The following is a 20,245-nucleotide window of genomic DNA, read 5'->3' as shown; positions in this document are numbered from 1 at the left end:
ATAAAATGAAAAGAAGAAAATTTATACGCAATACGAGCACAGGGATTCTAGCAGGAACGGCTTTATGGTCTAATTATGCTCTTGCAAATGGTATTTTTACAGGTCCAGAATTAGAAATGGGCACTAAAAAAATAACCATACTACATACTAACGACACTCACTCTCATATAGAACCTATCTCTGGCGGCCGTAACGATGGTCGTGGCGGTGTAGCCCGTAGAGCAGCTTTAATTAACACAGTTAGAGAAGAAAATCCTAACACCCTACTTCTAGACTGTGGTGACATTTTTCAAGGAACGCCCTATTTTAATTTTTATGGTGGAGAATTAGAGATAAAACTAATGACTATGATGGGCTATGATGCCGCTACTATAGGTAATCACGATTTTGACAACAGTATCGATGGACTATTCAAACAACTGCCTAATGCTTCTTTTGACTTTGTGATTTCTAACTATGATTTTTCTAACACCATAATGGACGGTCATATTAAATCGAGAAAGGTGGTTATAAAGGATGGCGTGCGTATAGGATTATTCGGCGTGGGGATACAGTTACAAGGACTAGTAGATCCAAAAATGTATAAAGAAACGATCTATAACGACCCTATAGAAACTGCAAAGGACCAAGCTAGATTATTAAGAGAAGAAGATAATTGTGATCTCGTAATTTGCATGTCGCACTTAGGTTACTCTTACCGCGGTGATAAAGTGTCTGACCTTGCTCTTGCTGCAGCTACATCTGGAATAGATTTAATTATAGGTGGTCATACACACACATTCTTAGACGCACCTGAAATTGTAAAAAATGCAATAGGAAAAGACGTAATGGTAAATCAAGTAGGCTGTTATGGTATTAACCTAGGTCGCATTGATTTTTACTTAAAAGAAGGAAAAATAGATAAAGGTGTAGATGTTGTTTATGACGTGTAACCCAAGTTTTTATAAATATCAAATAAGGAAATAAAAACAGAGCAATCGTTAAATTACCAGAAACTAATATATTCACATTCTACCCCAGCAAAAACATTAAATTACCACCTTAAAAACTATCCATAAAAAATTATACCCTATTTTAAACAGGGCTTTTCCATATTTAAACACAATATTTAAGAGCTATACCCTATATTTGAAAAAAAATAAGCAAACGATTTCAAAATGGGTAAAAAGGTCAACTTTATAGTTCTTGCAGTATTAGTACTAATCAGTTTATTCTTCAGTAGTCCTTATACTGAAAACGGAGACATGAGCGCTATAGATAGCGGTGATACTGCGTGGATGTTAATCGCATCGGCATTTGTTTTATTAATGACGCCAGGTCTAGCCTTTTTCTATGGTGGTATGGTGAACAAAAAATCTATGATTTCTACTATGTTACAAAGTTTTGTAGCTTTAGGTGTGGTGAGTATCATATGGGTACTTGTAGGGTTTTCTCTAGCCTTTGGAGAAAGCTGGCACGGAATTATTGGAAACCCTATGACTTTTTTCAATTTTAGAAACGTAGGCCTCGCTCCTAATCCAGACTTTGCAGCAACAGTACCATTTTTAGTTTTTGCCTTATTCCAGCTCAAATTTGCAATCATAACACCAGCACTCATTACAGGTAGTTTTGCAGAGCGTGTGCGATTTAGAAGCTATATTTTATTTATGGTTCTATTTACCATATTTATATATACACCGCTAGCCCACATGACCTGGCACCCAGACGGTTTACTGCGCAATTTAGGTGTTCTAGATTTTGCAGGTGGAACTGTGGTTCATATGAGTGCAGGATTTGCTGCCCTAGCAGGTGCTGTATATCTAGGAAAACGTAAAAAAATAACACACGATCCAGCAAACGTTCCATACATTATCTTAGGAACAGGCTTGCTATGGTTTGGTTGGTTCGGCTTTAATGCAGGTAGTGCACTAGCTGCAAATGCAGATGCTGTTATCGCCTTTGCAAACACTAATATTGCTAGTGCAACAGCTATGATTACCTGGATGTTTTATGAAAGATTCAGTAATCGCAAGATGAGTGCCGTGGGAGCATGTATAGGCGCCATAGTTGGACTAGTCGCTATTACTCCTGCAGCAGGATTTGTGACCATATCACAAAGTATTTTTATAGGATTCTTTGCTGCTATAACCAGTAATCTAGCTATTACCTGGTTTTCTAAAACAGGAATAGATGATACACTAGACGTTTTTCCCAGTCACGGTGTTGGAGGGATAGTAGGAATGATTCTTACCGCTGTATTTGCAAAAGAAGTAGGACTTGTAAATGGTGCAACCCATACCATTATGTGGCATGTTATCGCATTAATAGGTGTTTCTATTTTTACCTTTTTTGGTAGTCTTGCACTTTACAAAATTGTAGATCTATTAATTCCTATAAGAGTAAGAGACGATCAAGAAGAGCGAGGTCTAGACGCAAGCCAGCACGGAGAAGAGGTAAGTTAACTCATTAATAATTTTTAACCCCATTTTCAATAAAAACAGCCCTATAGGAAAATGCGATTTAAGGAATTTTCTAAAAAAAACTATTTACGCGGGCAATATCAGTTTCCAGCAGTTTATAATCTAAACTTAATTTTAAGGTAGAGTGTAAAAATTCTATCGCCACCACAGCTTATGCCACGACCATTTGCAATAGGCATGGTCGGTAGACTTAATTCCTTAGAATATGGTACGTATTATAAGCTAGTTTAGATATTATTACATCTACCCTATAAGCATTGATAATATTCATTTATCAAATTCTTATAGATAAAAACAGACTCTTTATTAGAAAGGTTAATTTATGAAATACTAAGTTGCCTTTTTTTTTATGGATTTACGTAAAACCTTATTTTCAACTCTCATATTGGATAATAGTTACTCCATTTTAAATCATTAAAAAGACCGATAGCAGCAGTAGTATCAAACACTTCATCATAAGACGGGACTTTACTAACATAATCGTTAATAACCATCACTTCAAATACTCATCATAATTCGTATACATATTTAGCCTATTGTGATTTTGAAAAAAAGGAAAAAAGAACAGAAATGGTAATTTAACTATTCTGGCATCGATACCAGACGCGATATATTTGTTTACATAAAAAAAATATTATTTTCTAAAAAAAGTGGTGAAAAGATATCTAAGTGCCCATTAAATTAACATGATATCATCTGGGATGATAATGGATTTAAATGATTGCGCTTTCGCGAAAGCGGAACACGATAAAATCACTTTGATAATCACAATTTTTATTAATAATATAGACTAAGCCAGTATTGTGTAAAATTTAAATATTAAGCCATTTTTTAAAGGAAGCTGCTTTATTTTTTCCTACAATAATTTCGTGTTCTAATTCTGGTTTTGTTTTTAATTTAAGTTGACTGTTACCGTATTTAGATATCTTTTCTATAGCTGTTATGGAGACTATAAATTGTCTATTTGCTTTAAAAAATATTTTAGGATTCAAGGAAGTATAAATAGTGTCTAGGCTCTCATTAGAAGTTGATTTCTTACCGTTAAAACTTAAGAAATAAGTTATTGTATTATCGACATATATAACCGCGATATCTTCACTAGCCAGAGAAACTAGTTCATTACGTACATAGGTTAATACACGAGATTTATAATTATCAGTATCCAGGCTTTCTGTTTGATATGTACCCATTGTTGCTTTAGGTTCTAGTGATTGCGGTGCAATATTAACTTTCATTCCTTTTTTAACTTTATCAAGTTCCTGTAGTAGACTCTCTTGGTGTAGTTCTAGGTTTTTATTGAGTGAAGCAATGTTAGAAACACCTGTAGAAATCTCAGACTGTCGTTCTTCTAGTTCTTTTTCAAATATGGATTTTAAATATCTTAAACTTAACAATGTTAACATCGTAAATATCAAACCAATGATTAAAAAGAGTATAATATTTTTAAACAAGATGTCATTTTCTAATTCTTGCAGTGCTTTTACCTTAATATGCGTCGCTATAATCCAGTCTGTGTTTATCACAGATGAAATATTAATAACCTGATCTTCTTTGTAGTTACCAAGGTCACTATATATTTTTTCTATGGAGAAAGAATCATCTTTTTTTAAAATGGATGCGTCATAATAATCCACATCATCATCTAGTTTTACCGCGTCTGGATGAGCAATAATTTTACCAGACCAATTAAAAACGGTTAGATATGTATATTCATGAGATGTTTGAGATAAGGCCTTCTGTAATGATTGTTGTATTTGTGAAGGAGACACATTGTTTACAACTATATCACTTATTATTAAGGAAATATGCGCATTAGTATTTTCTGTTTGATACAATTGTGCATCTAGAGCAGTAATCATCTCTTGCTTAGTCAAATAAAAAATCGCTATTATATATACAATGAATGCAATAGCTATATTTATAATACCTATTTTTTTATACGGTGTGAGAAACATAAATTAATTAAAATTATAAAGATATAAAAGCAATTGTACTTCTATCTCAATTACCTAAAAATCATTTTTAAAAATAGATTCTCCCTTTAGATCTTTTAAACTACTTTAAAAAGTATTAATTTTTAGAAAAATACAAAACCCTCCTATTTTTACAGTTACAGATATGATTTTTATAAAGTAATTATAATGAACATGAAAGTTAAATTTATAAGTATCACCTTAATTGTAGTAATGGTTGCTATTATAGCATATAATCATAACAACATTAATGAGGACGTTGTATTAATGTCAAATGAACTAGTAGATAAAGCAACCGTGCATGATTCTTTAATAGATAAGTCTATTATTGTTTATGGTACAGTAAAAGAAAAACTCTCTACAAACAGCAAATACGCGCTGTTACTAGAAGGTAGAAATGAAAAAAATATATTATGTCAACTCAATGAAAATCAAATAGTAAAAACAAAAAAAATAGAAATTAATGACCGAGTAAAAATACGCGGCATATATAAAGGTAAATTATCTGATTTAATTCTTTTAAATTGCGAGCTATTAGATCATACCTATGATTAAATATTCTATCCTATTTATACTATTGCTGTTTAACAGCACAAAAGATGACAACCTTAAAAAGCAATTTATCACAAAGCAAGGTCAAGTCACTTTTTTCTCATATACAACAGTTGAAAATATTCAGGCATCAAACAATACGGTTTACAGCATTGTTGATATAGAAACAAATGAAATTGCGGTATCCATTCTAATGAAGGCATTTGAATTTAAAAAATCCTTGATGCAATCGCACTTTAATGAAAGTTACATGGAGTCTGATTTATACCCTAAAGCCACATTTAACGGTAGGATTATTGATTATGATAAAAACTTTGATGGAATACAGACTAGAATTATTAAAGGAGATTTTACGATGAGAGGAATCTCAAAACCTTTAGAAATTAAAGCTCAAATTTCTAAAATAAATGATAACATTACCATAAGTGGTGAAACAAAGCTTAAGGTAGAAGATTATAAAATTAACATTCCACCTATTTTAAGACCTAATATAGCAGACAATATCAAAGCTTCTTTTAATCTAATACATTCACTAAATGAAAAATAGCCTAGGATTAATTGTCTTTTTCTTTTTCTTTCAATTGGGAAATGCACAAAGCTTATTAGATGTTTTAACATCACAGCAAATTGACACTACTGCGGTAACGCTTTCATTTAAAGGCACTCGCATAGGTCTAGGTCATTCTATAGAGACTAGAGATCGTAACACATTTGAACTATCTATAGGCCAGCGATACTGGAATACACCTGACGAGGAAAGTAGAGGCTTTTTAGTAGATCAAATATGTACCACATTTGCTCTTGATTATGCTTTTACAGATAATTTAACGGTAGGTTCTTCTATCAGTACTTTAATGACGGCTGCAAATGTCTTTGGAAAATATAGACTAAAAAGACAACGCAATAATGATAAACTGCCGTTAAGTTTTACTTTTGTACAAACCTTGAATTACAAATCAGAGTTTTTTGATATCACAACTACAAGAGGAAGTTTTAGAGAAAAACTAGCTTACACTAGTCAACTGTTAGTTGCGCATAAATGGAATGATAAATTTACCGCTCAATTAAGCCCTACTTTTATTCATAGAGGTTCTAATAGATTTAAAGTAGACCCTACAAATCAGTTTGCCATAGGAGTGAGTGGCAGGTATAAATTATCATCACATTTTGAATTATTCTCAGAATATTTCTATCAAATTAATCCATTAGAATCTATGGAGACTTTTGACGCTTTTTCTTTAGGAGCAAATTGGGAAGTAAGTGACCTTTTATTACAATTTATGCTTACTAATAGCAGGCCGTATTCTGAAGATCTGTTTATTACCAGTAATCAACTGGAGTTTAACGTGAGAAATAGAAATATGACCTTTGGGTTTAGAGCTACTTATACTTTTCAACTCTAGGTTTATTTATAAAAACTTCCTGATTTATTAGTTTATATGTAATAGCCTAGAACTATTAGTCTCTATCCTTTGTCTTGCACCTCTTATTTACACTACTGTAAGTGGGACTTCATCCATCTATATTTCCATACCAGCTAGCGCCCGTTTATGAAGCTAGTGCTCGCTTGCAATGAGTACCGTCTCGAGTAAGTTCATATCAATTTTAATAAGTCCATACACAGTAAAATTCAAACACATTAGGCATACTGTCTGCATTTTATATTTTTAATAGAAGAGCAGGAAATATAAAATTCAAAATAAGAGTACAACTTACTATGTTAATGTTGCAAGTGTATTTCATTTAGAACAAGTGAGAGGTTTTTATAGTGAAGATCATCAGGTGCGCTAGGTAAACGTTCTCGACTCTCGCTCGAACTGGCAAATTTTCTTTTATCATCATGGTGCAGCAATGCTTCCACTTACTCGATGTCTTATCTGGTAATTTTACACATAAGATAATTTCATTTTAAAAAAAATCTCCATTTTAAAATCAGACTCCTGTATTCACTTTTAAAGCGATTCTTTCACTTTTAGGAGTAAAAAAAAACTTTAAAATTATTTAAAACACTGATTTACAGGTGTTTTAAAACTATATTTAATCTTTTCATTTTCAGCGGCTGTATTTCCCTATCACTCATAAAAAGTTTTTCTATCCTTAAAACACCCACATATTTGCACTGTCTAACAACAACAAATAATATAACAATTTAAATAATTAAAAATGAAAAAGACAATTTTAACCCTTTCAGTAGCTGTAATAGCAATCTTAGCTTCTTGCTCTTCAGATGATAGTAACGAACAAGAAACCACTCCAGAAGTAGCTAAAAACACATTTAGATTAACATTACGTAACGCCATCAATTATGTAAGTGTAAAGAAAATAGGAAACGCTCCACTCACCGCAACTGGACAACAATTTACCACTACTTTTAAAGCAACACAAGGAACTTACCTAAGCTTTGCAAATATGTTTGCACAAAGTAACGACTGGTTTTTTGCTCCTAGCAGCAGGGGTATTGAGTTATGGGATGGAACTACTCCACTCACAGGTGATATTTCTGACCGTATTATAGTTTGGGATGCAGGAAGTGAAGAAGATGAAGCCTTCTTAACCGATTTCCCTAACACGGTTAACACTGCACCTAATCAAGCAGCTCCTAATACTGGACCAGCAGATGATGATGATACGGTTAGGAATACTGGACGTAACATCTTACAATACCTATCAGCACGTTTAGATTATGATACTACTGCTAGAGAGTTCACTCTAACTATAACAAAGGCAAATAGAGAATCCTTACACAATCCTGGATTTGTAACACCAGGGATTCTTGTAGTACATACTTTAGATAATGCCTTATTTACAAATGGACAACCACTTAAAAACAATGGGCTTGAAAGTCTAGCAGAAGATGGTTCTCCAGCAGCAGTATACGACTGGTTTACTGAAGCAGGAACGGCAGGTGCACCATTAAGATTATCATCTTCTATGTCTGTATTATCTCCAGCAGTGGCTTATGTTCACAATGGTGAGCAAACTCCATTATTCACAAACAATCAACCTATTAATGCTGTAAATGGTCTAGAAGAGCTTGCCGAAGATGGTAATTCTCAAATAGCTTTTGATTATTTAAACGCTATGGAAAATATAACAGCACAACGTAGCACTGCACCGTTAGCTCCAGGAGAAAGTTTCTCTTTTGAAATTGAAGCAACACAAGGACAACGTTTAAACTTTGCAACTATGTTGGTGTCTTCAAATGACTGGTTTATTTCTAACAACCAGGCTGGTATTGAACTATATAATGCAGATGGTAGCCCTAAAGTATCCTTTGATGTAAACAAAAACTACTTATATGACTCAGGTACTGAAGTAGATGAAATCGTAGGATTAGGTAACGGACAACCTATGAGAGGTAACAACCCAGTAGCCGCTGATTCTAATACAAATGTTAGAAGAGTAACATCATTAGAAGATGTACAATTCGGCAAAGGAGTTATAAGCTCTACAGCTGGTGTAACTCAACATAGAGAAGAAAGAGGTGGATATAATTTAATAGAAGTTTCTGTTGAATTAGTAAACTAAAAGCAAGTAAGTAAGTAAGTAAGTTTTAGTTAATTAGTTAGTATGTAAAGGCGCTCTGTGATGGAGCGTCTTTTTTTTATGGTAAATGGCATGATGAATCCCGCTTTCGCGAAAGCGGAATTAAAACAAAAAGAGTTCTTTAAATCATCAAACAGAAACTATTTAACCATTTCTAGAAACTCTTCCTCGCTTATCATAGTGATCTCTAATTTCTCTGCTTTCTCGAGCTTAGAAGGCCCCATTTTATCACCTCGTATTAGGTAATCTGTTTTACTAGATATAGAACTAGAGTTTTTACCTCCATTATCTTCTACGAGTTTTTTAAGATCATTTCTCGACATTTTAAATACTCCAGAAATAACAAAGCTCTTACCGGTTAATCTATCGGTTTGCCCTTCTAGTTGTTCTTCACTAAGTGCTAACTGTAAACCAGCGGTTTTTAATCGCTCAATTAATCCTAGGTGGTAATCGTTCTGAATATAATCTACGAGAGATCTAGCGATGCTCTCTCCTATTTCTGGTATAGCAGTGAGCTCTTCTATTTTCTTATCTGCCGCACTAGTAACATCTGCAAAAAGATCTAAATCGTTCCTTTCTGGCTCTGCAGGCATTTTAATAAGTGCGTCTATATTTTTATAATGCTTTGCAAGTTTTTTAGCCACAGTCTCTCCTACATATCTTATTCCTAAACCGAATAACAGTCTCTCAAACGGAACCTGTTTACTCGCAGCTATTCCATGAATCATATTCTCAGCACTTTTTTGAGCCATACGCTCTAATGGCAACACTTGTTTTACGGTTAGATCATATAAATCTGCATAGTTATGTATCATTCCAGCCTCTACTAACTGGTCTACCGTTTCAGCACCTATTCCATCTATATCCATCGCTTTACGTGATATAAAATGCTGTATACGTCCTTTTACCTGCGGTGGACACGCCATCTCATTAGGGCAATAATGCTTTGCATCTCCTTCATTGCGCACCAGTTGTGTATGACATTCTGGGCAGTGTGTCGCATAAACTGTAGGAACAGAGTTTTCTGGTCTTTTAGACAGGTCTACTGCGACTATTTTAGGTATGATCTCACCACCTTTTTCTACATACACTTCATCACCTACTCTTATGTCTAGTTTTTCAATCTGGTCTGCGTTGTGCAAACTAGCACGTCGTACTGTAGTTCCAGAAATCTCAACAGCATCTAGGTTTGCAACTGGTGTTATCGATCCTGTGCGACCTACTTGATAAGTAATCTCTTCTAACCTAGTAGAAACTTGCTCTGCTGCAAACTTATAGGCTATTGCCCATTTAGGCGCTTTGGCTGTAAAACCTAATTCATCTTGATGGTCTAATGAATTTACTTTAATCACCACACCATCTGTTTCATAAGGCAATTCTTTTCTTGCCACATCCCAATGATTGATAAATTCAAAAACCTCTTCTATAGAGTTAACTAGTTTACTTTCCTGAGGAGCTTTAAAACCCCATTTTCTAGCATATTTTAAAGAGTCATATTGTGTCTTTACCGGCAGATTATTTCCTGCCAGTGAGTATAATAAACAGTCCAGCGGTCTTTTTGCAACCTCTGCGCTATCTTGTAATTTTAAACTACCACTAGCCGTATTGCGAGGATTGCGATATAAATCTAAACCTTGTGCTTCACGTTCTTCATTCATCCTATGAAATCCTTCCCATGGCAATACGATCTCTCCACGTATTTCAAATTTCTCAGGAATATCATCACCCTTTAATTGTAATGGCACTGACTTAATGGTACGTACATTTGCAGTCACTTCATCACCTTGATTTCCATCTCCACGTGTTACTGCTTTTACAAATTTGCCGTTTTCATAATGTAAACTAATACTCGCACCGTCATATTTGAGCTCACAAGTATATTGTAAAGGACCGTCAACTATTTTTTTAACACGTGTTTCCCAATCCTGTAAATCTTCTAGTGAATATGAATTATCCAGTGAGTACATGCGATTAATATGCTTTACGGTATGAAAGTTTTTTGTTACCTCTCCACCTACACGTACTGATGGACTCGTTGCGTCATAAAACTCTGGATAAGTTGCCTCTAGCGCCTTTAACTGTTCTAACTTTTTATCAAATTCAAAATCTGATATCGTCGGATTATCGTTTACGTAGTAATTAAAATTATGTTCACGCAATTCATCGCGCAGGGATTGTACTTGTTCTTTTGGACTCATAGAAAACGTGCTATCTATTGCTCTAATTATAAGATTCTAAAATACAAAAAGGGCCGCTTATTTATTAATTCTTTACAGTTTGATATCAACACTATTTTGGGACTATATCAACAATTTATTTCATTCTTAAAGCTCTATTTTTTGAGCCTTCATCATTCTATAATTACCGTTTAAATCTTTATATACTTGAGATTCAAAACCTAACTCTGTCGCTAGACTCTTCATCTCTTCTGGCAGGTACTGATTAATTTCAAAATAAAGAACACCGTCTTTTTTTAAAGATTTTTGAGCTAGTTCTAATATTTTACGGTAAAAAATCAAAGCATCATGATCTTCTACAAATAAAGCCAGATGCGGCTCATTTTCTAGGACATTATCATGAATTTCTTGCTTTTCTAAATTCCTTACATATGGTGGATTGCTCACTATAACATCATACTGTTCTGGCAGTTTATCTAGACTCAATACATCTTGTTGTAAAGATTTTACAGGTGTTTTAAGTCGAGCAGCATTAGCTTGTGCTGTTTCTAGTGCCTCACTAGAAACATCCATCAAGGTCATACTACAACTAGGCATAGCAGCCTTAAGAGACAGACCTATACAACCGGTTCCCGTACCTATATCAATCAAGTTGAGGTAAGTATCCTTTTTATGATTCTCGATAATCATATGAACTAGTTCTTCAGTTTCTTGTCGCGGTATCAAAGTAAATGGATTCACAACAAATTCATGTCCGTAAAAATGAGCTTTACCGGTAATGTATTGAACTGGCTTTGAAGTGCATAATTCTCTTAAAGATTTATGGAGAATCTCTTCTTGTAGATGACTCATCTCTTCTCTATCATTAATTAAAAAGTCAGATCGAGACCAGTTCAATAAATCTTCACAGACTATTTGTAAAATACTATGAATTTCATTTTCTGGATATAAAGGAGCGAGCTGCTCTTGATAAAGAGTCTTGAATTGATTTAAAGTCATTTCTTTTCCATTAAAATTGAACTCAAATTATAGATATATAAGGGTTAAAACTATTAGAAATATAAATCAACTAAAACCTCTTCAACATCTGTACTGGACATGAAAAATGCCCGGTATCGCCCAGTGGTGCCTTTAATAACTCAAATCCTACGTGCTTATATAGACCTTGTGCCTTATGCATATTATCCATAGTCTCTAGATAAATACTTTCAAATTTTAAATTAGCTGCATACTCTAGACAGGTCATCATCATTTTTTTACCATAACCTTTTCCACGCGCTTCTGGTTTAAAATACATTTTTTGCAACTCACACACATTTCCTTTGTAGTTATTTAAAGGAGCAACACCAGCACCACCTAAAACAACACCGTCTATCTCTAACACATAATACGCACTACGTGGTTGCTGGTACTGCTCATACATAGCTTGTGTTGCGGCATCACTGTAGGCAGTTCCCACTTTAGGCGCTCCATGTTCTAGGATAGACTCCTGGATAATGTCTTTTATAGCCTGATTATCTTCTGGTAGTATTTTGCGTATTCTCATAATGCGAATTTAAAGTTACCTTTCCAATTATTATCTAGAGTTAGGAATATATTAGAGACTATTCATCTACTTCTCAAAACACAATTCGGTATAATATGTTCTAATTTTAAAAGGATTTCTCTTTTTGATTTTAATTCAGCCTTACTTTTGTGTTAATGACTACAAATGAGAAATACATAAAACGTTGCATACAACTAGCACAAAATGGATTAGGAACCACGTATCCTAATCCGCTAGTGGGAAGTGTGATCGTTTCTGAAAATGACGAGATTCTTGGAGAAGGATGGCATAAAAAATCTGGTGAACCGCATGCTGAAGTTAACGCAGTCCTAGATGCTGAGAAAAATGGTTATGGTAGAGACGCTTTTGCAAAAGCGGTATTATACGTCAACCTAGAGCCCTGTTCTCACACAGGGAAAACTCCACCATGCGCTTCTATGATCATAAAAAAGGGGTTTAAAAAAGTAGTCATAGGCTCTCTAGATCCACATGAAAAAGTAGCAGGAAAAGGTGTTGCCATATTAAAAGAAGAAGGTATAGAAGTCACAGTGGGCGTTCTAGAAAAAGAATGCGATTTTCTCAACAAACGTTTTTTTACTTTTCATAGAAAAAAACGCCCTTATATTATTTTAAAATGGGCCCAAACTGCCGACGGTTTCATAGCGCCCGTACAAAAAGAAGAACAAAAACCAGTATGGATTACTAATTCTTATTCTAGACAATTATCTCACCGATTAAGAGCCGGAGAAAACGCAATTCTTATAGGCGCAAAAACCGTAATAGATGATAACCCATCACTAACTTGCAGGGACTGGCAAGGCATGAATCCTACACGTATAATCCTAGATTCTAGAAATAATCTAGGTAAAAACAACGCTGTTTTTAACACTGCAGCTCCTACGATCACTATAGACTCCAACAATCCTGAAACCATAATTAAAAAACTCTACAACAACCACATACAGTCAGTAATTATAGAAGGCGGCGCCCGTACCATAGAACAATTTATCGAGTCTAATTTATGGGATGAAGCGATGCAGTTTATAGGAACTGAAGTTTTATTTTATAATGGACTACCAGCGCCCAAATTAAATGGCAACTACACCATCCTGGATAGAGTTACTTTAAATAAAGATGTTTTAAAAACATATCTTAACGCATGATCTGGTTATTATTAAGTGTTATCACATCTAGTTTACTCTATGTGATTTTCAAATACTTTGAAATTTTTAAGGTAAACACCTTACATGCTATCATTACTAATTACATTATTGCTAGCGTCACTGGGTTCATATCCTATGGACAGGTACCTCATGTGGAGAGTATTTTACAAGCAGACTGGCTCTACTACTCCTTTTTTACAGGCGCGCTTTTTATTTTTATTTTTAACATCATGGCACTTGCCAGCCAGAAAAATGGACTTACTGTCGCTGCTGTCTCTGGAAAAATGTCGCTAGTTATTCCTGTTATTGCAGGAATATGGCTTTATGAAGAATCTATAGGATGGATGAAAATCGCAGGTATAATACTCGCTCTTATTTCTGTTTATCTTACATCAGTTAAAAGTAAGGAAGGGCTTCAGCTGGATAAAAAAACACTTATTCTTCCTGTCCTATTATTTTTGGGTAGCGGTATAATAGACACCACACTTAAATATGCCGAAATTAATCACGTCTCAGTAGGAGAAGAATCTCTATTCAGCGCCATGTGTTTTGCCACTGCCTTTATCATAGGGGTTATCATTCTTATTTACGAGACGACACAAAAACGCCTTATCAATTTAAAATCTATAATCGCAGGTATCCTGCTAGGAATTCCTAACTATTTCTCCATTTACTTTTTAATTAAATCTTTAAAAAACGGCATGGAAAGCAGCGTGGTTTACCCTATTAATAATGTAGCTACGGTCCTTTTTGCTTCTATTCTGGGCATTCTTATATTCAAAGAAAAACTAATTCCAAAGAATTACATAGGTATTACAGTAGCTATAGTTGCTATTCTTATGATCGCTTTCGCGAAAGCGTAACACAAAAAAAACCTCTCTATAAAGAAAGGCTTTGATTTATTTATAGGGATGTGCTTTATCTAGTAAAAGAAAAAAAATCTTCTACCACCGTGCGCTGACTAACACCATTTACTACTTGTGTCACATCTGAGGCCAAAGTAATTTCTAAATCTGTAGCAGTTAATTCTGCGATGGTATAAACCGCATTTGTGTCAAAAACTGTTGCAGGTCCATCAGCTGTAAAAGTGATATCTGAACCATTAATGGTATAGCCGCCAGACTGAACTAGAGTATTAGTAATTTGTCCTTGAGAAGCTCCTGCAAGAAAAGTCTCTACAGTTAAATCACCATTAACCGTATAAGTTCCATCTGTATTAAAAACTAAAACTGCATCAGAACTCACGAACTCAATAACTACAGTAAGAGATACCGTATTACCCATCACAACAGATGTTGTTGTCGACTCTGTTTCTGTGTCTGCATAATCCCAAGAGCCCACTATCAAAGTAGTATCTACACTACCAGAACCACTACCGCTACCATCACCGCCTGTAGCACCAGAATTTAAGCTAGGGTCTAAAGGTTCTGTCTCACAACTAATTATTGCGACTGATAAAAATAATAAGGCTAAGATCTTTTTCATTGGTTAAGTTTAATAGTTATTTTGCTAAAATATTCTAACTAATCGCTTTCACAAGTTCTTAAGATTGCTTTAACATAATATTATAATTGGCAGATTCCTACAAAACAATAACAATACCTACCCCAGAGATCTTATATAAGGACAGAGGCAGTAAATTTTACGGCTATTCATTCCCTATTACTAGTGATACAGAGGTGAATGATTTAATAGCTCCATTGCGCAATAGACATCCTAAAGCGGGACACCATTGCTATGCATGGAAACTGGGCGCAGACGATAATAACTATAGAGCAAATGATGATGGAGAACCCAGCCACAGCGCTGGTGACCCTATACTTGGACAGATCAACTCTTATGAATTGAGCGATGTACTGGTGGTTGTTTCTAGAATATTTGGCGGTACAAAACTAGGTGTAGGCGGTTTAATAAGCGCTTATCGTGAGGCTGCAAAAATAAGTCTAGAAACAGCACAAATTAAAACACGCACTATCACCGCATCTATTGAGATCAAATTTGAATACCCACAAATGAGTCAAGTCATGCGATTTATAGACGAGAACAACTATAGAATAGCAAAACAAGAACTAACCGCTAGCTGTATTATACAAATAGAAGTACCTGCCTCAAAACGAGAACAAGTCACGGCGCAACTTAATAAGATGTATCCTATTAAAGCAAAAGCAGTGGAATAAGTATTCCCTTACTTAAAATGCTTTATTTTTTTTAAAACAAACAAGATTTATAACTTTATCAAATTGCCATAATTGTTAAGAACCTATAAAATCAGAATAATTGTTCACAAGCTTTAAGGAATTCTGGAATAGGTTTTCTAGGCCTAAAAGTTTTTGCATCAGTAAAAACTAATGTTAGATCACATACCGCACAAACAACACCACTGTTGTTAACTATTTCATACTCAAAAACAACCCTAGTAGTCGGCAGTGATTTCAGTCTGATTTTGACAGAAATTTCCTCCCCAAATTTGATCGGATTTTTATACTTCATATCGACACTGTATACTGGCAGCAATACACCACTTTCTTCCATTTCAACATAAGAAAAACCCAGTTGCCTGAGCCATTCTAACCTTGCTTGTTCTAGGTATATCAAATAGTTAGCATGATGTATAATCCCCATCTGATCTGTTTCTGAGTACCTGGGCATTATGTTAATTGTGATAGTATTCATAATAATTTATAGTTATTAATTAGGTTTAAAAAAAAGAAATATGCTTGCGACTTTTTTTTCAAAAATCAAACATTAAATAAATTTTTTTTAAGGTTTTTTATACACATATTTGTACTCGATTTCAACAACAGAATTTCTTTATAATTTTTAGTTCTTAATCGACTCAATTCTAACTTGAAAAAGTAATAAATATATGACACTGACTGCAGAATCGGTATGGGACAATTGTCTAGCTTTTATAAAAGATAATATTGCACCCCAAGCTTATAAAACTTGGTTTGCACCTATTAAACCGGTAAAGCTAACAGATACTGCCTTAAGTATTCAAGTACCTAGTCGTTTTTTTTATGAATGGCTAGAAGAACATTATATAAAATTATTAAAAACTGCTTTAACACGTGAACTAGGTGAGGGCGCAAAATTGATCTACGCGATCAAGATGGAAAATCCTACAAAAGGTATGGAAGCCTTTACTGAAAAAATACCTAGTAGCAACCGCTCTATAAATAACTCACAATCTGTAGATGCACCTGTTAGAAGTAAAAGCCCAGAGCTTAAAAACCCATTTATAATACCGGGAATAAGAAATGTAAAGATTGAGTCACAACTTAATCCTTCTTATAACTTTGAAAGTTTCTTAGAAGGTGACTCTAATAGACTGGCCCGCAGTGCAGGTATGGCTGTTTCTAACAAGCCCGGTGGAACTAGTTTTAATCCTCTTTTAATCTTCGGTGGTGTAGGTTTAGGAAAAACACATCTCGCACATGCCATAGGTGTAGGAATTAAAGAAAACTACCCAGATAAAACAGTACTTTATATAAGCGCAGAAAAATTTACACAACAATACATAGAATCTGTACGTAAAAACAATAGAAATGATTTTATTCACTTCTATCAAATCGTAGACGTTCTTATTGTAGATGATATTCAGTTCTTTGCAGGTAAATCAAGCACTCAAGATGTTTTCTTCCATATATTCAATCACCTGCACCAAAATGGTAAACAAGTAATTCTTACCAGTGATAAGAAACCAGTAGACATGCAGGATATTGAGCAGCGACTACTTTCTCGTTTTAAATGGGGTCTTAGTGCAGAGTTAAATCACCCTGACTATGAAACGCGCGTTTCTATTATTAAGAACAAATTATACCGTGACGGTGTAGAAATGGATGATGATGTAATTCACTATCTAGCTGATAATATTAAGACCAACATTAGAGAATTAGAAGGAGCAATAATTTCTTTAATTGCACATTCTTCTTTTAATCGTAAAGATATTACTATAGATCTCGCACGCAAGATTGTAGAGAACTATGTAAAGAATACAAAACGTGAAATATCCATAGATCAAATACAACAGGTAGTAAGCGATTACTTCTCCATGGATGTAGAAACACTGCAATCTAAAACGCGTAAACGCCATATCGTACAAGCGAGACAACTAGCGATGTATTTTTCTAAAAAACTTACCAAAGCATCTCTAGCAAGTATAGGTACTCAAATAGGTAAACGCGATCATGCCACAGTTTTACATGCTTGTAAAACTGTTGACAATCTCGCTGCTACTGATAAGCAGTTCGGTAAATATGTTGAGGATTTACATAAAAAACTTTCTAATTAGAAACTATTATGACTAACATATTAATGATATGTTTAGGTAACATTTGTAGATCTCCTCTCGCTGAAGGCTTGATGAGATCTAAATTAAATTTTACAAAATTTAAAATAGATAGTGCTGGTACTAGCGGTGGTCATAAAGGACAGGCGCCTGATAAAAGATCCATTGCTGTTGCAAAGAAAAATGGACTAGATATATCAAAGCAAAAAAGTCGTAAACTCTTAAAAGAGGACTTTCAGAAATTTAATTACATCTATGTCATGGATCAGTCTAATTATGATGATGTAATCTCACTTGCTTCTACAGAAGAAGAAAAGAAAAAGGTTATTAAAATACTAGATGAAGCTTTTCCTGAAGAAAATCTAGATGTACCAGATCCATATTACGGCGGTACACAAGGTTTTGAAAATGTATACCGTATGTTAGATAGAGCTACAGATGTTATTGCCAAAAAATTAGATCCTACAAGAGAATAAATAAAGCCTTTAATACAACTAGTATTAAAGGCTTTTTACTTTTAAGACTCATAGAAGTCTTTATCTATTATCTGAAAATAATTTTTCTAAAACTACTCTCTTATCTATCTTACCTGTGTGCGTTAAAGCAAACTCTTTTAAAAAATAAATTTCCTTAGGCACTTCAAATTTGTCTAACTTTTTAAAAGCTGATTTTAGATCTCTTTGTTCACCTTGAATTACAAGAATAACCTTTTGGCCTAATTCTTCATCTTCCCTAGCAGATAAAAAGAAAGGTTCTAGAATATGTATGGATAACTTCTGTTCTACTTGTGATGGATGCACTTTTACAGAGCCTGTATTAATTACATCATCTACCCTGCCTAGTATTTTAAACTCATTCTTATTTACTAAGTCTACTAGATCATTTGTTATTAAAGATGTCCTAGCAAAATCTGGTGCATGAACAACTAGTTTACCTTCCTTATCTTTATCAATCGTTACATTTTCAACAACAGAGTAATTCTCCTCATACGTAGGATACAATTGTCTTACCGCTATATGCGAGGCTGTTTCTGTCATGCCATAGGTATGAAATACTTGCGTGTGTTTTCCATTTAACTGATCGATTAAACCTTGAGAAACAGCACCACCACCTATGATCACTTTACGCACTTTATGTATATGGTCTAGAGATTTAGAAAGTTGCAACGGCGACATGGCTGTAAAGTCATATCGCTTTTCTACTTTCTTTAAAGGCGTGGTACTAGGCTTAACTAGGTCTATGTGCCAGCCTAATGTCATGGCACGCACCAGCATCATTTTTCCAGCTATATAACTTAGAGACAAGCAGCAAAGTACATCTCTCTCTGCTCCTATATCAAAGCGATTACCTGTCATTACAGCACTATTAAGCATATGCTGCTTATCTAGTTTATACTCTTTAGGGACACCAGTAGAACCACTAGTCTTAACCGTGACTACATCAAAGTTGTCTAGCCAGCTTAGTAAAAATTCTCCTACTTGTTTTTCCCATTCTTCACCTTCTTTTACATAACTATATGCAACGGTCATGACGCCTTCATGATCTAGAGAGTGACTATTTAACTTAAATGTGGGATGGATCTTTGGTATCATAATTAGTTTTTAAAGCTGGTACATCTATTTTTCCGAACAATTTATTTTTCCAATTGTTCCATTTATATTTCTTAGCAAACAGTAATATTAAGGCAGGATAATAAATAAATAAAGGTATAAAGGTTTCCCAGGTAGCTGTTGGGTCTGATGTATCTATCAATAAAGAATCTGTTTGAAACGCTGTCCAGTCTGCAGTAACTAATAAAGCTATAAATAAATTATTTGCTGCATGAAAACCTATTGCTAGCTCAGTACCTTCGTCCATTAAGGTGAAAGTACCTAGTAGAAAACCAGTACCTACGTACCAAATCATAACGATATACCCCATAGTAGCAATTTCTGGATTAAAAATATGCATCATTCCAAAAACGACTGATGTAAGAATATAAGGAACTGCCCGATTACCAGATATAATTCCCAATCCCTGCATAGCATAACTTCTAAAAAAAAGCTCTTCCCATGTAGTTTGTATAGGAACTAAAGCAATAGCAATGACTGCAAGAATAGCAAAGTTACTCGCGTTATAATTCCATATATAAACCTCAGGATTGCTGTAGTACCCTATTAAAGTACTTGCTATAGACACAAGCCCTACTATACTAAAAGCAAAAAAAGCTCTATTCCAATCAAATTTATCTCGTGAAGTAGTAGATGCTGTCCAGGTTAACTTATGAATATATTTAATCCACAACCACCACACTAGCGTACCTACCACAAAACTGAACATCAATAAAAAGAAAGTAACATTTTTTGAAAAGGTATTCATTAATGTAGACTCATCTAGATTATTTAATGCATCTACCCCATGAAGCGTAAATTGTTCATAAATTACAGCAATAGTGAATGGCATAGCACCAAAAAACTGACAACCCAAAAATATTACCACGGCACCTATCAGCCACTTCCACGTATCATGAAAACCGTTTGCACCTCTTTTAATAAACAT

Annotated in this window: 19 protein-coding genes; 11 read left to right on the top strand and 8 right to left on the bottom strand. The window is 34.4% G+C overall.

Annotation, left to right across the window (positions count from 1 at the left end; translation table 11 throughout):
• Nucleotides 1–5: 5 nt before the first annotated feature.
• Together Q0838_RS07200 and Q0838_RS07195 are read left to right on the top strand one after the other, a co-directional pair.
• Nucleotides 6–932 (top strand): bifunctional UDP-sugar hydrolase/5'-nucleotidase, encoded by a 927-nt coding sequence (locus tag Q0838_RS07200; RefSeq protein ID WP_298952840.1) that lies wholly within the window; start codon nucleotides 6–8, stop codon nucleotides 930–932.
• 225 nt (nucleotides 933–1,157) lie between these two features.
• A complete protein-coding gene (locus Q0838_RS07195) occupies nucleotides 1,158–2,441 on the top strand; it encodes an ammonium transporter (RefSeq protein WP_298952837.1) in 1,284 nt (427 codons plus the stop codon).
• A gap of 830 nt (nucleotides 2,442–3,271) precedes the next feature.
• Here Q0838_RS07195 and Q0838_RS07190 read toward each other — a convergent pair.
• Entirely contained in the window at nucleotides 3,272–4,414 is a 1,143-nt protein-coding gene (locus tag Q0838_RS07190) for a LytTR family DNA-binding domain-containing protein (RefSeq protein ID WP_298952834.1), read from the bottom strand.
• A gap of 186 nt (nucleotides 4,415–4,600) precedes the next feature.
• Here Q0838_RS07190 and Q0838_RS07185 point away from each other — a divergent pair, with 186 nt between their 5' ends.
• The 4 genes from Q0838_RS07185 (at nucleotide 4,601) to Q0838_RS07170 (ending at nucleotide 8,512) form a co-directional block, all read left to right on the top strand.
• Entirely contained in the window at nucleotides 4,601–4,987 is a 387-nt protein-coding gene (locus tag Q0838_RS07185; RefSeq protein WP_298952831.1) for a hypothetical protein, read from the top strand.
• Nucleotides 4,980–5,531, top strand: coding sequence for a YceI family protein (locus Q0838_RS07180; RefSeq protein WP_298952828.1), 552 nt, complete (start codon nucleotides 4,980–4,982; stop codon nucleotides 5,529–5,531). Before Q0838_RS07185 ends, Q0838_RS07180 begins: the two co-directional genes overlap by 8 nt.
• Nucleotides 5,521–6,387, top strand: coding sequence for a DUF5777 family beta-barrel protein (locus Q0838_RS07175; protein WP_298952823.1), 867 nt, complete (start codon nucleotides 5,521–5,523; stop codon nucleotides 6,385–6,387). The genes Q0838_RS07180 and Q0838_RS07175 overlap by 11 nt, the downstream gene beginning before the upstream one ends.
• A gap of 760 nt (nucleotides 6,388–7,147) precedes the next feature.
• On the top strand, nucleotides 7,148–8,512 hold the full coding sequence (locus tag Q0838_RS07170) for a spondin domain-containing protein (RefSeq protein WP_298952820.1): 1,365 nt from the start codon (nucleotides 7,148–7,150) through the stop codon (nucleotides 8,510–8,512).
• 158 nt (nucleotides 8,513–8,670) lie between these two features.
• On the opposite strand, the gene ligA is transcribed toward Q0838_RS07170, so the two are convergent.
• The 3 genes from ligA to Q0838_RS07155 form a co-directional block, all read right to left on the bottom strand.
• Nucleotides 8,671–10,728 carry an NAD-dependent DNA ligase LigA gene (ligA, locus tag Q0838_RS07165; protein WP_298952817.1) on the bottom strand — a complete coding sequence of 686 codons (2,058 nt, stop codon included), beginning with the start codon at nucleotides 10,726–10,728 and terminating at the stop codon, nucleotides 8,671–8,673.
• 126 nt (nucleotides 10,729–10,854) lie between these two features.
• Nucleotides 10,855–11,706, bottom strand: a complete 852-nt coding sequence (gene prmC / locus Q0838_RS07160; protein ID WP_298952815.1) for a peptide chain release factor N(5)-glutamine methyltransferase — start codon at nucleotides 11,704–11,706, stop codon at nucleotides 10,855–10,857.
• Between the two features lie 70 nt (nucleotides 11,707–11,776).
• Complete coding sequence (locus tag Q0838_RS07155) at nucleotides 11,777–12,253, bottom strand: GNAT family N-acetyltransferase (protein WP_298952813.1); 477 nt, start codon at nucleotides 12,251–12,253, stop codon at nucleotides 11,777–11,779.
• Between the two features lie 155 nt (nucleotides 12,254–12,408).
• Between Q0838_RS07155 and ribD the strand changes: the two genes are divergently transcribed.
• Entirely contained in the window at nucleotides 12,409–13,416 is a 1,008-nt protein-coding gene (ribD, locus tag Q0838_RS07150) for a bifunctional diaminohydroxyphosphoribosylaminopyrimidine deaminase/5-amino-6-(5-phosphoribosylamino)uracil reductase RibD (protein WP_298952811.1), read from the top strand.
• On the top strand, nucleotides 13,413–14,279 hold the full coding sequence (locus Q0838_RS07145; RefSeq protein WP_298952809.1) for a DMT family transporter: 867 nt from the start codon (nucleotides 13,413–13,415) through the stop codon (nucleotides 14,277–14,279). Before ribD ends, Q0838_RS07145 begins: the two co-directional genes overlap by 4 nt.
• A gap of 55 nt (nucleotides 14,280–14,334) precedes the next feature.
• On the opposite strand, the gene Q0838_RS07140 is transcribed toward Q0838_RS07145, so the two are convergent.
• Nucleotides 14,335–14,901, bottom strand: coding sequence for a hypothetical protein (locus Q0838_RS07140; RefSeq protein WP_298952807.1), 567 nt, complete (start codon nucleotides 14,899–14,901; stop codon nucleotides 14,335–14,337).
• A gap of 86 nt (nucleotides 14,902–14,987) precedes the next feature.
• Here Q0838_RS07140 and Q0838_RS07135 point away from each other — a divergent pair, with 86 nt between their 5' ends.
• The gene (locus tag Q0838_RS07135) at nucleotides 14,988–15,593 is read left to right on the top strand and encodes a YigZ family protein (protein ID WP_298952802.1); all 606 of its coding nucleotides are present in this window, start codon (nucleotides 14,988–14,990) and stop codon (nucleotides 15,591–15,593) included.
• Nucleotides 15,594–15,684: 91 nt separating this feature from the next.
• Here the strand turns inward: Q0838_RS07135 and Q0838_RS07130 are convergent, their stop codons facing one another.
• Nucleotides 15,685–16,065 carry a thioesterase family protein gene (locus Q0838_RS07130; RefSeq protein WP_298952800.1) on the bottom strand — a complete coding sequence of 127 codons (381 nt, stop codon included), beginning with the start codon at nucleotides 16,063–16,065 and terminating at the stop codon, nucleotides 15,685–15,687.
• A 217-nt stretch (nucleotides 16,066–16,282) separates the two neighbouring features.
• Here Q0838_RS07130 and dnaA point away from each other — a divergent pair, with 217 nt between their 5' ends.
• Complete coding sequence (gene dnaA, locus Q0838_RS07125; protein WP_298952798.1) at nucleotides 16,283–17,710, top strand: chromosomal replication initiator protein DnaA; 1,428 nt, start codon at nucleotides 16,283–16,285, stop codon at nucleotides 17,708–17,710.
• A 23-nt stretch (nucleotides 17,711–17,733) separates the two neighbouring features.
• Complete coding sequence (locus Q0838_RS07120) at nucleotides 17,734–18,183, top strand: low molecular weight protein-tyrosine-phosphatase (protein WP_298952917.1); 450 nt, start codon at nucleotides 17,734–17,736, stop codon at nucleotides 18,181–18,183.
• Nucleotides 18,184–18,243: 60 nt separating this feature from the next.
• Here the strand turns inward: Q0838_RS07120 and Q0838_RS07115 are convergent, their stop codons facing one another.
• Nucleotides 18,244–19,299 carry an AMP-binding protein gene (locus Q0838_RS07115; RefSeq protein ID WP_298952797.1) on the bottom strand — a complete coding sequence of 352 codons (1,056 nt, stop codon included), beginning with the start codon at nucleotides 19,297–19,299 and terminating at the stop codon, nucleotides 18,244–18,246.
• Complete coding sequence (locus tag Q0838_RS07110) at nucleotides 19,271–20,245, bottom strand: CPBP family intramembrane glutamic endopeptidase (protein WP_298952795.1); 975 nt, start codon at nucleotides 20,243–20,245, stop codon at nucleotides 19,271–19,273. Before Q0838_RS07110 ends, Q0838_RS07115 begins: the two co-directional genes overlap by 29 nt.

It is taken from the genome of uncultured Nonlabens sp. (assembly GCF_947495285.1).
In the GTDB taxonomy this organism is placed as follows: domain Bacteria; phylum Bacteroidota; class Bacteroidia; order Flavobacteriales; family Flavobacteriaceae; genus Nonlabens.
The sequence above is the reverse complement of the archived record's forward strand: the minus strand, read 5'-3'. Positions and strand labels throughout refer to the sequence as shown.